The organism is Cupriavidus basilensis (assembly GCF_008801925.2).
Classification (GTDB): domain Bacteria; phylum Pseudomonadota; class Gammaproteobacteria; order Burkholderiales; family Burkholderiaceae; genus Cupriavidus; species Cupriavidus basilensis.
This window is the reverse complement of record NZ_CP062803.1, coordinates 1778228-1790731: the sequence shown is the minus strand read 5'-3', so window position 1 is coordinate 1790731 and position 12504 is coordinate 1778228. Positions and strand designations below refer to the sequence as shown.

At 67.3% G+C, this 12504-nt stretch carries 13 protein-coding genes; 10 read left to right on the top strand and 3 right to left on the bottom strand.

All coding sequences use genetic code 11. The annotated features are described in order from the left end of the window. Nucleotides 1-996: a tripartite tricarboxylate transporter substrate binding protein gene (locus tag F7R26_RS08155; RefSeq protein ID WP_150985802.1), complete on the bottom strand. Its 996-nt coding sequence runs from the start codon at nt 994-996 to the stop codon at nt 1-3. Nucleotides 997-1098: 102 nt separating this feature from the next. Here F7R26_RS08155 and F7R26_RS08150 point away from each other — a divergent pair, with 102 nt between their 5' ends. Next, a complete protein-coding gene (locus F7R26_RS08150; protein ID WP_150985801.1) occupies nt 1099-1956 on the top strand; it encodes an IclR family transcriptional regulator in 858 nt (285 codons plus the stop codon). A gap of 16 nt (nt 1957-1972) precedes the next feature. On the opposite strand, the gene F7R26_RS08145 is transcribed toward F7R26_RS08150, so the two are convergent. Then, complete coding sequence (locus F7R26_RS08145; RefSeq protein ID WP_170301857.1) at nt 1973-2869, bottom strand: LysR family transcriptional regulator; 897 nt, start codon at nt 2867-2869, stop codon at nt 1973-1975. A 152-nt stretch (nt 2870-3021) separates the two neighbouring features. Between F7R26_RS08145 and F7R26_RS08140 the strand changes: the two genes are divergently transcribed. From F7R26_RS08140 to F7R26_RS08110, 7 genes are all read left to right on the top strand, one after another. Next, a complete protein-coding gene (locus F7R26_RS08140; protein ID WP_150985800.1) occupies nt 3022-3852 on the top strand; it encodes a dioxygenase family protein in 831 nt (276 codons plus the stop codon). Nucleotides 3853-3904: 52 nt separating this feature from the next. Further along, entirely contained in the window at nt 3905-4609 is a 705-nt protein-coding gene (locus tag F7R26_RS08135; protein WP_150985799.1) for an alpha/beta hydrolase, read from the top strand. A 59-nt stretch (nt 4610-4668) separates the two neighbouring features. Continuing rightward, the gene (locus F7R26_RS41415; protein WP_150985798.1) at nt 4669-5094 is read left to right on the top strand and encodes a rubredoxin; all 426 of its coding nucleotides are present in this window, start codon (nt 4669-4671) and stop codon (nt 5092-5094) included. Nucleotides 5095-5175: 81 nt separating this feature from the next. After that, nucleotides 5176-6834, top strand: a complete 1659-nt coding sequence (locus F7R26_RS08125; RefSeq protein ID WP_150985797.1) for an FAD-dependent oxidoreductase — start codon at nt 5176-5178, stop codon at nt 6832-6834. A gap of 13 nt (nt 6835-6847) precedes the next feature. Beyond that, nucleotides 6848-7072 carry a hypothetical protein gene (locus tag F7R26_RS08120; RefSeq protein WP_150985796.1) on the top strand — a complete coding sequence of 75 codons (225 nt, stop codon included), beginning with the start codon at nt 6848-6850 and terminating at the stop codon, nt 7070-7072. Beyond that, nucleotides 7069-7515 (top strand): MarR family winged helix-turn-helix transcriptional regulator, encoded by a 447-nt coding sequence (locus F7R26_RS08115; RefSeq protein ID WP_150985795.1) that lies wholly within the window; start codon nt 7069-7071, stop codon nt 7513-7515. The genes F7R26_RS08120 and F7R26_RS08115 overlap by 4 nt, the downstream gene beginning before the upstream one ends. Before the next feature lie 152 nt (nt 7516-7667). After that, nucleotides 7668-8132, top strand: coding sequence for a DUF4126 domain-containing protein (locus tag F7R26_RS08110; RefSeq protein ID WP_150985794.1), 465 nt, complete (start codon nt 7668-7670; stop codon nt 8130-8132). A gap of 138 nt (nt 8133-8270) precedes the next feature. Here F7R26_RS08110 and F7R26_RS08105 read toward each other — a convergent pair whose 3' ends face one another. Then, nucleotides 8271-8534, bottom strand: coding sequence for a hypothetical protein (locus F7R26_RS08105; RefSeq protein WP_150985793.1), 264 nt, complete (start codon nt 8532-8534; stop codon nt 8271-8273). Nucleotides 8535-9141: 607 nt separating this feature from the next. Between F7R26_RS08105 and fliD the strand changes: the two genes are divergently transcribed. Beyond that, nucleotides 9142-10575, top strand: coding sequence for a flagellar filament capping protein FliD (gene fliD, locus F7R26_RS08100; protein ID WP_150985792.1), 1434 nt, complete (start codon nt 9142-9144; stop codon nt 10573-10575). A gap of 140 nt (nt 10576-10715) precedes the next feature. Continuing rightward, a complete protein-coding gene (locus F7R26_RS08095) occupies nt 10716-12422 on the top strand; it encodes an MBL fold metallo-hydrolase (RefSeq protein ID WP_150985791.1) in 1707 nt (568 codons plus the stop codon). Nucleotides 12423-12504: the final 82 nt, after the last annotated feature.

Genomic DNA, 12504 nt, shown 5'->3' with positions numbered 1-12504 from the left:
TTATTCGGCCTTGGCGCCAGACTGTTTCACCACGTCGTGCCAGCGCTTGGTTTCCGCCGCGATCAGGCGGCGCAACTGCTCTGGCGAGCCGGGCTCGGGGGTGGCCGCCAGATCCTGCAAGCGCTGGCGCACGTCGGGCGCGGCCAGCACCTTGTTGAGGGCCGAGTTCAGGCGCTCGATCACCGGCCGCGGCGTGCCGGCGGGCGCGGCCAGGCTGAACCACGATTGCACGTCAAAGCCGGGAAAGCCCGACTCGGCAACGGTCGGCACCTCGGGCAGCAGCGGCGAGCGCTGGGCGCTGGTGATGGCAATGGCGCGCAGCCGCCCCGCCTTCACGTGCGGCAGCGCAGAAGGCGTGTTGTCGAACATCGACTGGACCTGCCCGCCCAGCAGGTCGGTCACCGCCGGCGCGCTGCCCCGATACGGGATGTGCAGCATGTTCAGCCGCGCCTGCATCTTGAACATCTCGCCCGACAGGTGGATGGACGAGCCGCTGCCCGACGAGGCAAAGGTGATGCCGTCCTGCGACGCCTTGGCAAAGCGGATGTAGTCGGCCAGGGTTTTCACCGGCAGCTTGGGGTTCACCACCAGGATGTTGGGAATCCTGGCGATCAGCCCGATGGGCTCGAAGTCCTTTTGCGGGTCGTAGCCAAGCTTGTCGTACAGCGACGCGTTGATGGTGTTGGCGATGGTGTAGACGTAGAGCGTATAGCCATCGGGCACGGACTTGGCCACCACTTCGGCGCCCACGTTACTGTTGGCGCCCGCCCGGTTGTCCACCACCATCGGCTGGCCCAGCTGTTCGCCCAGCTTGAGCGCGATGATGCGCGCGATCACGTCCGTGGCGCCGCCGGCGGCGTAGCCGACCACGAGCTTGATGGGCTTGGTGGGCCAGGCAGTGGGCTGGGCATGAAGCGGCAGCGCGAGGCCGCCCGCCAGGCTTAAGGCCGCCGCGAACGCCAGCAGGCGCCGGCGCGATGCATGATGCAAGGTCATGGTTTGTCTCCTGTTTTGGCAGTGCAATGCCGTCGCTGGCCCCCTTCTGGCCGCGCTGCGGCATACTGCGGGTGGCTTCCATCGACCGAGAAATTCTTCCCCATGCCTGCCCGCTCCGCCAATCAAAACGTCCGCCTGCCGGACGTTTCCACCAAGAGCAAGGCAATCCTCAGCCCCCTTCCCGGCGCCGCCGATGCCACCGAAGCCGCCGAAGACGGCGGCAGCCGCACGCTGCGGCGCGGCCTGCAATTGCTGGATGCGGTGCTGGCCAGCGGGCGCGAAGGCCTGCGCGTGGTCGACCTGTGCCGCATCGCGGCGCTGGAGCGCGCCACCGTCTACCGGCTGCTGGCTACCTTGATGGAAAGCGGCTATGTGGCGCAGCGCGGGCGCTTTCGCTACGTGGCGGGACCGCGCCTGGCGGCGCTTGCGCAGCCGCACGCCACCGATGGCCTGGCGGCGCGGCTACAGCCAGTGCTGGCGCGCGTGAGTGCCGCTTGCGGGGATGCCGCGTTCGCCGTCGTGCGCGAAGGCGCGATCTCGCACTGCATCGCGCGCCATGTCGGGACGCATCCGGTGCAGATCCTCGTGATCCAGGTCGGCACGCGCCAGCCGCTGGGCGTCGGCGCTGCCGGGCTGGCCTTGCTGGCGGCCTTGCCGCAAGACGACGTGGCGCGATCCATCGCCGCCAATGCCGCGGCCCTCGGCCACTATGGCGGCATGACGCCCGAGCGCATGAACATCCTGGTGCGCGCCACACGCGAGCGCGGCTGGTCCGTGATCGGCAATCACGCCACCAGCGGCGTGCTGGCCGTGGGCATGGCGGTGCACAGCACGGACGGCGAACCGGTGGCGGGCATCAGCGTGGCCTCCACGCTGGCCCGCATGCCGCGCGAGCGGCAGCAACTGATTGCGCGAGCCATGCGCGAATCGCTGGCGGCGCTGTTGCCCAAGGGACTCTGAAGGCGATGGGTGCCCCCTAGCCCCAAGACACATCCCGAAACGCCTCCACCAGGAAATCCACCAGCCGGCGCACCTTGAGCGGCAGCTGCTTGCGCGTCGGATACACGGCGTAGACGCCGATCTCGATCGCGCGGAACTCGGGCATCAGTTCAACCAGGTCACCGCGCCGCAAGTCGTCCTGGAGCATGAAGCTCGGCTGCAGCATGATGCCGCCATGCGCCAGCGCAATGGCGCGGCACGTGTCGCCATTGTTGGCGTACACGCGGGCGCGGGTGCTCACGCTGACCTTGCCGTGCGGGCCATCGAACTGCCATTCGTCGCGCCCGGACCAGTTGGTGTAGGCCAGCACGCGGTGCGCGGCCAGTTCATGCGGATGGGTTGGCACGCCGTGCTGCGCCAAATAGCCAGGCGACGCGCATAGCACCATGCGGGTTGCGACCAGTTTGCGGCTGATCAGTGCGGAGCTTGGCATGTCGCCAATGCGCACGGCAAGGTCGTAGCCTTCGTCGACCAGGTCCACCACGCGGTCATTGAGGGTGATATCGAGATCAACCTGCGGATACGCCGCCATGAAAGCGCTCCAGAGCGGCGCGAGGTGAAGGATGCCAAACGTGAGCGGCACGTTGATGCGGATCAGCCCGCTGGGCTCCTGCGTGCGGGACGTGATCTCGGATTCGGCATCATCCAGCGCCGCCAGCACTTCGCGCGCGCGCTGGTAGAAAATGCGCCCCTCCTCGGTCAGCGACAGCCGGCGCGTGGTGCGCTGCAGCAGGCGCACGCCCAGGCGCTGTTCCAGTGCATCCACATGGCGCGAGACGGCGGCCTTGGACATGCGCAGGCCCTCGACCGCGCCGACAAAGCTGCCGGCGTCGACCACGGCGGTGAATACGGTCATTTCCAGGGCACGGTCCACGGGGTTGCCTGGGCTCCGGTTTATTGTCTCGATAATCGGGACTATATATCACACGAATGGCAGTTTATTGCCGCGACATGAATCAATAAACTAGCAAGATTCCTATGTCGTTGCACGCCGCGGGTTTTGCCGTGGCGACCGGAGATTCCGAGATGTCTACCGCACTGCCCGTCCTCTTTGTCTCCCATGGCGCGCCCACCTTCGCCATCGAGCCTGGCCTGGCCGGCCCGCAGCTCACCGCGCTGGGGCGCGCGCTGCCGGTGCCCAAGGCGGTGCTGGTGGTCTCGCCCCACTGGGAAACACGCGGCGGCGTGCGCGTGACGGCAAGCACGCAGCCCGAGACCATCCACGATTTCGGCGGCTTCCCGCGTGCCCTGTACGAGATCCGCTACCCGGCGGCCGGGCATCCGGCGTTGGCCGAGCGCACGGTGGCGCTGCTGGCGCAGGCCGGGTTCAACGCCGGGCTGGATCCGCGGCGCGGCCTGGATCACGGTGCCTGGGTGCCGATCCGCCACCTGTATCCCGATGCGCAGGTGCCGGTGTTCCAGGTGTCGCTGCCGCAGCCGCTGGACCCGGCCGGCGCGCTGGCGCTGGGCCGTGCGCTGGCGCCGCTGCGCGAGCAGGGCGTGCTGATCGTCGCCTCCGGCAGCATGACGCACAACCTCCATGAATTCCGCGGCCATGGCGGCGGCGATGCCCCTTACGTGGCGGCATTCACGCAGTGGGTGCGCGAGGCGGTGCGCAGCGCCATGCGCACCGGCGACCTGCAGCCACTGATCGATTACCGCCGTCTGGCCCCGCACGCGGAGCGCGCGCACCCGACCGACGAGCACTTCCTGCCGCTGCTGGTGGCCATCGGCGCGGCCGGGGTGGGCGAGCCGATGGCGGTGATCGACGGCGGCATCACCTACGGGATCTTGTCGATGGAATCGTATGTGCTCGGCCAATTCCGGCCGCTAGCCGCGCAGCCCATTGCGGCGTAATCCCCTGCCTGATCCCTTCCCTGATCCCTTGCTCACAGCCACGCGAGACGATATGAACACCACCCGCAATGAAATCGGCCCGCTGGCCGAAGACCCGGCGACCGGCCTGCGCTATCGCTTGCGAAAGGCGTCAGAGGCTGCGGCCGCAGCGCCTGCGGCGCGGCTCCTGCTGCTGCACGGCGTAGGCAGCAACGAGACCAGCCTCGCGCCGGTGGCCATGCGTATCGACCCGCGCGTGGAAGTGGTGCTGGTGCAAGGCCCGCTCACCTTCGGTCCCGGCCAGCATGGCTTTTTCGAGGTCAGCTTCGCCGGTGGCGCGCCCGCCATCAACGCAGCCCAGGCGGAGCGCAGCCGGCAGCAGCTGATTGCCTTCGTCCGTGCCCTCCATGCGCAGGATGGCGCCCTGCCCGCGCGCACGGTGATCGCCGGCTTCAGCCAGGGCGGCATCCTCAGCGCCAGCGTGGGCCTGAGCGCGCCAGCCGACGTGGCCGGCTTTGCGGTGCTGAGCGGGCGCATCCTGCCGGAGATCGAGCCGCACCTCGCCCCGCCCGAGGCGCTTGCCGGGCTATCGGCCTTTATCGCGCACGGCGAACTCGACAACAAGCTGCCCGTCGCGTGGGCCGAGCGCGCGGACCAGTGGCTGGACGCGCTGGGCGTGCCGCATCGGTCGCGGCGCTACCCCATTGGCCATGAGCTGACCGCCGACGTGGTAGCCGATTTCGAGCAATGGCTCACCAGCGTGCTTTTTCCTGTCTAATCCTTACCCTGCACAAACACCAAAAACCCCGCTACCCCGATACTCCGCCCCCTGATCGCATGTACAAGAAAGGCACCGCAGTAGAGATCCAGTTTTCCCCGAAGCGCCTGAACGACGGCGCGGGCGATCCGTACTGGATCGACCTGGCCACGGAAGAGGCGCAGGCGCTGCTTGCCCTGCTGCAGGCGCGCCTGGCGCCCGGCAGCGAAGCCACGGCGGCGCCGCTTGTCTTCAGCCTGGACGAGCCGGAACAAGAGAAGGCCGCCGCGCAGCCGGAGGCCCCCATCGCGGCAAAGGCCGCATCCGCCGCCACCGATGCGTTCAAGCAATGGGTGTGCATCATCTGTGGCTGGGTCTATGACGAAGCCGCGGGCCTGCCGGAAGACGGCATCGCGCCCGGCACCCGCTGGGAAGACATCCCCGACGACTGGCGCTGCCCGCTGTGCGACGTTGGCAAGGAAGACTTTGCGATGGTGGAATTCTGATCGGAGCACGGCAATCTGGTTGCGCACGCAACCAAATTGGACTATCTTGAACTGGTTGCGCACACAACCAGGAGACAAGACATGTACCAGCGCGAAGTCCACGCCGCATCCTTGCCGGTGCTGCACCCCGGCGGCATGGATGCCCCGCGCCAGGTCGTCATCGCCGGCGGCGGGCCAGTCGGGCTGGCGGTCGCGCTGGCCCTGGCCCGCCACGGCATTCCCAGCGTGGTGCTGGAAGCGGACGACGGCACCTGTGAAGGCAGCCGGGCCATCTGCATCTCCCGGCGCTCACTCGAAATCCTCGACGCGCTCGGGGTTGCCGCCCCGGTCCTGGACAAAGGCCTCGCCTGGACGGGCGGCCGCAGCTACTACCGCAACGAGGAGGTGCTGCACTTCACCATGCCGCATGAGCCCGGGCAGGCCTTTGCGCCCATGGTCAATATCCAGCAGTACTACATCGAGCAATACCTGCTCGACGCCATCGCGCGCTACCCGGACCTGATCGAAATCCGCTGGCAGAACCGCGTTACCGCCGTCACGCAAGACAGCAACGGCGTGACGCTGGCGGTAGCCGCGGGCGACCGTGCCTACACGGTGCGCGCGGACTGGCTGGTGGCAGCCGACGGCGGCCGCAGCGCCGTGCGCGATGCGCTAGGCTTGTCGTTGCGCGGCATGCAGTACGAGGGCCGCTACGTCATCGTGGATATCGCTATCGACGCCCCGCGTGAGGTCGAGCGGCTGGCATGGTTCGATCCGCCGTCCAACCCCGGCTCCACCATCTTGCTGCACCAGCAGCCAGACCAGGTGTGGCGCATCGACTACCAGGTCGGCGAGCACGAGGATGCGGAGCAGGCCGTCAAGCCGGAGAATGTGCTGCCTCGCGTAGCGAGCCACCTCAAGATGATGGGCGTGACCGCGCCTTGGGAGCCGCTGTGGATCTCGATCTACAACGCGAAGTGCCTCACGCTGGATAGCTACGTGCACGGCCGCGCGCTCTTTGCCGGCGACGCCGCGCACCTGGTGCCCATCTTTGGCGTGCGCGGCCTGAACAGCGGCTTCGACGATGCCTTCAACCTCGCCTGGAAGCTCGCGCTTGCCGTGCGCGGCAAGGCCTCCCCCGGCTTGCTGACTTCCTACTCCACGGAGCGCGTGGCGGCGGCGCGCGAGAACATGCGCTTCGGCGCGAAGAGCACGGAGTTCATGGCCCCGCCCTCGCCTGCCTTTGCCTTGATGCGTGAAGCCGTGCTGGGGCTATCGGCGGCGCACGCGGAACTGCGCTCGCTGATCAACCCGCGCCAGACCAGTCCGGCGGTCTTTGCCGACTCGCCCATTGCCGTGACGGACGACCCTGCCTTCAAGGCCGGTCCGGCGCCGGGCGCCACGCTGCCTGACATGCCGCTGGTCGGCCCGCACGGCACGCCGGCTTCGCTGGTCCGCTGCATCGGCAAAGGCTTCACAGCGTTTTGTTTCGCCGGCGCCGGCCAGGATCTGGACGACGCGGTGCCCGGGCTGCGCCAGCTTTGCGACAGCGGCCTCGAACTGGATTGCCACCTGATTGCGGGCACGGCACCCGCAGCGGGACGGCTGGCCGATCCACAGGATGCCGTGCGGCGCGCGCTGGACGCCGTCGACGGCACGCTGTACCTGGTCCGCCCGGATGGCTACGTCAGCGGCCGCTGGCGCCAGGCCCGCGCCGGCGATGTGCGCAACGCCATCGCCCTTGCCATGCAGATCGACTAAGCGGGAGAACAAAATGCAAACGACCATGAGCCCGACCGAGCTCGATGAAATCTACACGGCGATGTGCTACCGCATGACCGCGCTCGGAGAGCACAACACGCCGCTCTACCTGGCCCGCGTGGCGCTGCTGGCGCTCAGCCGCCATGCCGGCTTTGCCGATGCGACGCGATTGCTCGATGAGGTCTCGCGCAGCTTCGAAGCAACGCAGACGGACAACACGGCGGGCCGCGCGTCATGACAAACCCCAAGCTCTCCCTCTCCGACTTCGCCACGTACCGCCTGCACCGTATCGTCAAGCAGTTCGACCGCGGCATCGCGCAGGCCTATTCGGAAACGCTGGGCCTGTCGCTCAGCGAAGCCAGGACGCTCGCCGCCATCGGCGAGTTCGGCCCCTTCCTGGTCATCGACCTTGCGCGCTTCGCCAACCTGGACAAAAGCCAGGCCAGCCGCGCGGCCGATCACCTCATCAAGCAAGGCCTGGTCAGGCGCGAGCCATCCCCCACCGACGGCCGCGCGGTGCTGATCTCGCTGTCCGCCGAGGGCAAACCGCTGTTTGAGAAGATCATGCGGATCGCCGCCAGCCGCCACGAGACGCTGGTGTCCGCGCTTTCCCCCAAGGAGCGCGCGGTGATGGAGCGCGCGCTGGGCAAGCTGCTAGCGCAGGTGGAGGCGATGCTGTAGCTCCAGCGCTGGGCCAAGGTCCTGGCGCGCGCCCCCTCACTCGGCCGCTTGCTTCGCCATGTGGGTTAGCGCACGTGCCCGCGCACGGCACGGCCTTAAGCTCACCGCGTCAGCCATGTCACCGTTGTCAGCCTTGATTGAGGACAGACGCCATGACCCTGTACGTGCTCTCGCTTTTTATCGGCATCGTGGCTGGCCTGCGCGCCATGACGGCGCCTGCCGCCGTCAGCTGGGCGGTCCACGCGGGCTTGCTGGACCTGTCGGGCAGCTGGCTTGCCTTCATGGGCTATCGGTTCACGCCCTGGGTCTTCAGCGTGCTGGCCGCGGTGGAGCTCATCACCGACAAGCTGCCCGGCACGCCAAGCCGCAGAGTGCCGCCACAGTTCAGCGCGCGTATTCTCTCGGGGGCGCTGTGCGGGGCCACGATCGGGGCGGGTGGCGGCATGCTGGTGGGAGGGGGCATTCTTGGCGCCATGGGCGCGGCGATCGGCACGCTCGGCGGCGCGGCTGTGCGCGCGCGCCTTGCGGCGATATTCGGCAGGGGCCTGCCGGCGGCGGTCATCGAGGATCTGGTTGCCGTCATTGGCGCGGCGGCCATCGTCCTGTCGCTGGCTTAGAGACCATCATTTCCAAAAGATGCTGGCGTCGTTGCGCGGCCTTGGCCAATCCACTTGCACTGCCTGAGGCCGCGCGCCTGGGCAATACCGTTTCGTTTCATCTTGAAACAGCCTCTCAGGCACCGTCGCCAGTTGGCCCTACAAAGGATCGACCAGGCTGCGCACGACCTCAGCCAGGCGGGCCGCGCGTGCGCGCCCCTTCGCGTCCGGGCCCAGCGCGCCGCCCGCGGCCAGCGCCTGCAGGCCGAATGCGGCGTCGGTCATGTCGCGCCATGAGGGGTGGTCGGCGTGCATGGCCTCCAGCGCCTGCGCGCCCGCCGCCAGGCGCACCGCGTCCGGCTGCAAGCCGGCGGCCAGGTCTTCCAGTACCGTCGCTGCGTCGAGCAAACCCTTGCGGTCCATATCGGCATCTCCCTCTCAAACTTGATGGCAAATGGACGGTCCCGCAGTGCATTTTTTTGCAGGCTCGTCGATAGGTTTCGCTGCGGTTGGCGAAACGCCCTGCGCGGCGCCGACCCAAACGATATGCGCGGACTTTCACCCCTTATTCACTCAATTGGCCCCAGGCCCACGCCGCTACGATCTTGAGCGTGAAGAGTGAAGCACACGATCGGGATTACCCCCTGGTTTTCGATCGATGCGCACATCTTCAGCGCGAAACGAGGACAAGATCGGCGCCCACAGCCGACAGATCAGCGAGCCGGGGTGAAATCAGCAGCATCTTAATGGCCAGTGGCGTCCCACGGCTGCCCAGGCGTATCCGTATCTACCCTCGTGTCGACAACATCAAGGGCGACGCGACAGCCAGGCCACGGGCACCGGATTTCCTGCCAGGAACCAGCGGCTTGTCGCAATACAGCGCACGCCTATGGCGACGCCATCGATCAGTACCTCGCCCGAGGAAGCCCTGCGTGACGGCCGTATCATCCGCGCGCAACTGGCTCTCCTGACCAGCCGGGCCGCTTCGGCGGGCCGGCCTCCTCCAACATGCAATTAAGGGATTGCAACCATGGCTATTTCCTCGATAGGAGTCGGGTCCCAGCTAGACCTGAGCACCTTGCTGGACAATCTGCAAAAGGCGGAAGAGACCAAGCTCACCGCCCTGACCAAGAAGGCCACCGTCCACACCACCAAGCTCTCCGCTTATGGTCTGCTGCAAGGGGCGCTGGCTTCGTTCCAGAATGCCGCCAGCGCGCTTGGCACGGCAAGCCTGTACAACAGCAGCACCACCACATCCAGCAACACCGGCGTGCTGGGCGTCGTGGCGGACAAGTCCGCGCTGGCAGGCAGCTATGCGGTCAAGGTGTCGCAGCTGGCGCAGTCGCAGACGCTGGTGTCCAACGGCATCACCGACAGCACGGGCCAGTTGCTGGGCAGCGCCAAGATCACGATCGAATTCGGGACCACCGAGGGCGCCGTCTTTACGCCCGGCACCGCCAAGTCCGCCTCGATCAACATCAACGGCACCAACAACACGCTGACCGGCATCCGCGATGCGATCAATGCGTCCAATGCCGGCGTGACCGCGAGCATCGTCAACGATGGCGGCAGCACACCGTACCGCATGGTGCTGACGTCCAACACCACGGGCGCCAAGTCCAGCATGCGCATCTCCGTGGACAGCAACGGCGCCGGCGACCCCAGCACCATTGCCGGCTTGCTGGCGTATGACCCGGCCGGCACCAAGGCGATGAAGCAGAACATCGAGGCCCTCGATGCCAAGCTGAACATCAACGGCATCGACGTAAGCAGCCCGACCAACTCGGTGCAGGGCGCCGCGCCGGGCCTGACGCTGAACCTGCTGAGCAAGGGCGACAGCACGGTGACCGCCGTCACCGACACCGGGACGATGGCTTCCGCCGTACAGAGCTTTGTCACGGCCTACAACACGCTGCAGAGCACCGCCGCGAAGCTGTCAGCCTTCGACAAGACCAACAAGGGCACGCAGTCGCCGCTGCTGGGCGACGCTACGCTGCGCACGATCCAGAACCAGTTGCGTTCCGTGTTCAACACGCCGCAGACCGGCACCAGCGACTCGAGCCTGGTCAACCTGACCCAGATCGGGATCTCGTTCAAGGCCGACGGCTCCATGGGGCTCGACACCGCCAAGCTGAACAAGGCGCTCACCACCAACCGGACCGGCGTGGCACAGCTGTTCAGCGGTACCGATGGCAAGTCCGGCTATGGCAATCAACTGGCGGACATGGTGAAATCGTTCAGCGCTGCAAAAGGCGCGCTGACGACGGCCACCGAAGGCATCAACACCAACCTGAAGAACCTCGACAGCACCTACACCCGCACCTCAGCGGGGATCGATGCCACGATGGCACGCTATCGCGCGCAGTTCCAGCAGCTTGACCTGATGATGACCCGGATGAACTCCACCAAAACCTACCTCACCCAGCAATTCGCTGCGATGAACAAAACGACCTCCAACCAGTAATCACCGCCACAACCGTCCTGCCCGCAAGTGCGGGACGGCCCCGCCAACGGCTTACCGTCTCGCTTTCCCTTGGTGGCATAACCGTGCGATGCCGCTACACTGTCCCCTGATCCTAGCCAGTCAATCAGGAACCGCCCCACATGCGCGAACAAGAACAGAGCGGAAGCCCGCCTCCCTCACGCCCCCCCTCCCTGCGCCAGGCCGCAAGCATCCTGGTAGTGCGCGATGGCGCGGCCGGCATGGAAGTGCTGCTGGTGCGCCGCCCCGAGCGCAACGACGACCGCAGCAGCGGCGCCTTCGTCTTTCCCGGCGGCACGCTCGACCCCCAGGACAAAACCCTGCGCGATGCCTGCACCGGCCTGGATGATGCCGTGGCCAGCGCTCGTCTCAAGCTGCCTGATGGCGGCCTGGATTTCTACCTGGCAGCCGTGCGCGAGTGTTTCGAGGAAGCCGGCCTGCTGTTTGCAAGCGATACCGATGGCAAGCTGATCGCGCTGGACACGCTCGATGCCACGCAGCAGGCATGGCTGCGGCAGTCGGCGCGCAGCGGTGGACCGGGCATGGCGCAGCTCTGCGAGCGGCTTGGCGTGCGCCTGGCGGTGGACCGCCTGGCATATCACAGCCACTGGCTGACGCCACCTGGCTTGCCCAAGCGCTTCGACACGCGCTTTTTCGTGGCCGTGGCGCCCGCCGGCCAGTCCGCCACGCACGATGGCGACGAGGCCGTAGAGCATCTCTGGATACGCCCAGGCGATGCCATCGATCCGGCGCGCGGCCTGAAGCTGGTGGCCGTCACGCGGCGCACGCTGGCGTCGATTGCCCGCTTCGACACCGCCCAGGCCTGCTTTGACCACGCGGCACAGTTGCGCGACATTGCGCGCGTCATGCCCCGCCTGGCCCAGGGCAGTGGCGGCCTGCGGCCCGTGCTGCCCAGCGAGCCCGCCTATGCCGAGATCGAGCGCATCGACCCGCAAGGCCAGGGCCATGCGCGCTATGAGCTAGCGACCGGCGCCGCGGTGCGCCTGTCCGAACGCATCTGGCGCGTCACGGCCGGCAATGGCAGCGTGATGACCGGACCCGGCACCAATACGTACTTTGTGGGCGATCCCACGCGCAACGAATGGGCCGTGATCGATCCGGGCCCCGACGACGAAGCCCATGTGGACGCCGTGCTGGCGGCCGCGCCCGGCCCGATCCGCTGGATCCTGGCCACCCACACCCACATCGACCACTCGCCGGCGACATCCAGGCTCAAGGCCGCCACCGGCGCGGCGGTGCTGGGCCGACCCGCGCCGCAGACGCCACGCCAGGACCAGACCTTCCAGCCCGGGCGCATCCTGGTGCACGGCGAGCGCCTGGCGCTGGGCGAAGGCTGCACGCTGCGCGTCGTCCACACGCCGGGGCATGCATCCAATCATCTTTGCTTCCTGCTTGAGGAAGAGAAGACCTTGTTCACTGGCGACCATGTGATGCAGGGATCCACCGTCGTGATCAATCCGCCCGACGGTGACATGCGCGCGTACCTGGCCTCGCTCACCGCGTTGCAGGACGAAGACCTGGAGTGGCTCGCACCCGGCCACGGCTTCCTGATGCCCCGGCCCGCCGACGCCATCCGCACCTTGATCCGCCATCGCATGCAGCGCGAGGCAAAGGTGCTCAACGCGCTGCGAGCGCTCGGCGAAACCAGCATCGACGCCCTGCTCCTGCGCGTCTACGACGACGTGCCGGAACGCATGCTCCCCGTGGCAAAGCGCTCGCTGCTGGCGCACCTGCTCAAGCTGGTGCAGGACGAACGCGTGCAGGAGTCCGACGAGAAGTGGCAGGTGCTGGAGAGCGCAGCCGGCTGAAGCGCGGCGCGCGATGCAAACAAAAAGCCGACCTCGTCAGGTCGGCTTTTTCACATGCCGGGAGCCAGCGGCGCGCTGCTTG

Coding starts and splice junctions, on each gene's coding strand:
- F7R26_RS08115 (WP_150985795.1), top strand. CDS start 7,069: ATGACAAACCCCAAGCTCTCCCTCTCCGACTTCGCCACGTACCGCCTG.
- F7R26_RS08120 (WP_150985796.1), top strand. CDS start 6,848: ATGCAAACGACCATGAGCCCGACCGAGCTCGATGAAATCTACACGGCG.
- F7R26_RS08105 (WP_150985793.1), bottom strand. CDS start 8,534: ATGGACCGCAAGGGTTTGCTCGACGCAGCGACGGTACTGGAAGACCTG.
- fliD (WP_150985792.1), top strand. CDS start 9,142: ATGGCTATTTCCTCGATAGGAGTCGGGTCCCAGCTAGACCTGAGCACC.
- F7R26_RS08150 (WP_150985801.1), top strand. CDS start 1,099: ATGCCTGCCCGCTCCGCCAATCAAAACGTCCGCCTGCCGGACGTTTCC.
- F7R26_RS08125 (WP_150985797.1), top strand. CDS start 5,176: ATGTACCAGCGCGAAGTCCACGCCGCATCCTTGCCGGTGCTGCACCCC.
- F7R26_RS08135 (WP_150985799.1), top strand. CDS start 3,905: ATGAACACCACCCGCAATGAAATCGGCCCGCTGGCCGAAGACCCGGCG.
- F7R26_RS41415 (WP_150985798.1), top strand. CDS start 4,669: ATGTACAAGAAAGGCACCGCAGTAGAGATCCAGTTTTCCCCGAAGCGC.
- F7R26_RS08095 (WP_150985791.1), top strand. CDS start 10,716: ATGCGCGAACAAGAACAGAGCGGAAGCCCGCCTCCCTCACGCCCCCCC.
- F7R26_RS08155 (WP_150985802.1), bottom strand. CDS start 996: ATGACCTTGCATCATGCATCGCGCCGGCGCCTGCTGGCGTTCGCGGCG.
- F7R26_RS08110 (WP_150985794.1), top strand. CDS start 7,668: ATGACCCTGTACGTGCTCTCGCTTTTTATCGGCATCGTGGCTGGCCTG.
- F7R26_RS08140 (WP_150985800.1), top strand. CDS start 3,022: ATGTCTACCGCACTGCCCGTCCTCTTTGTCTCCCATGGCGCGCCCACC.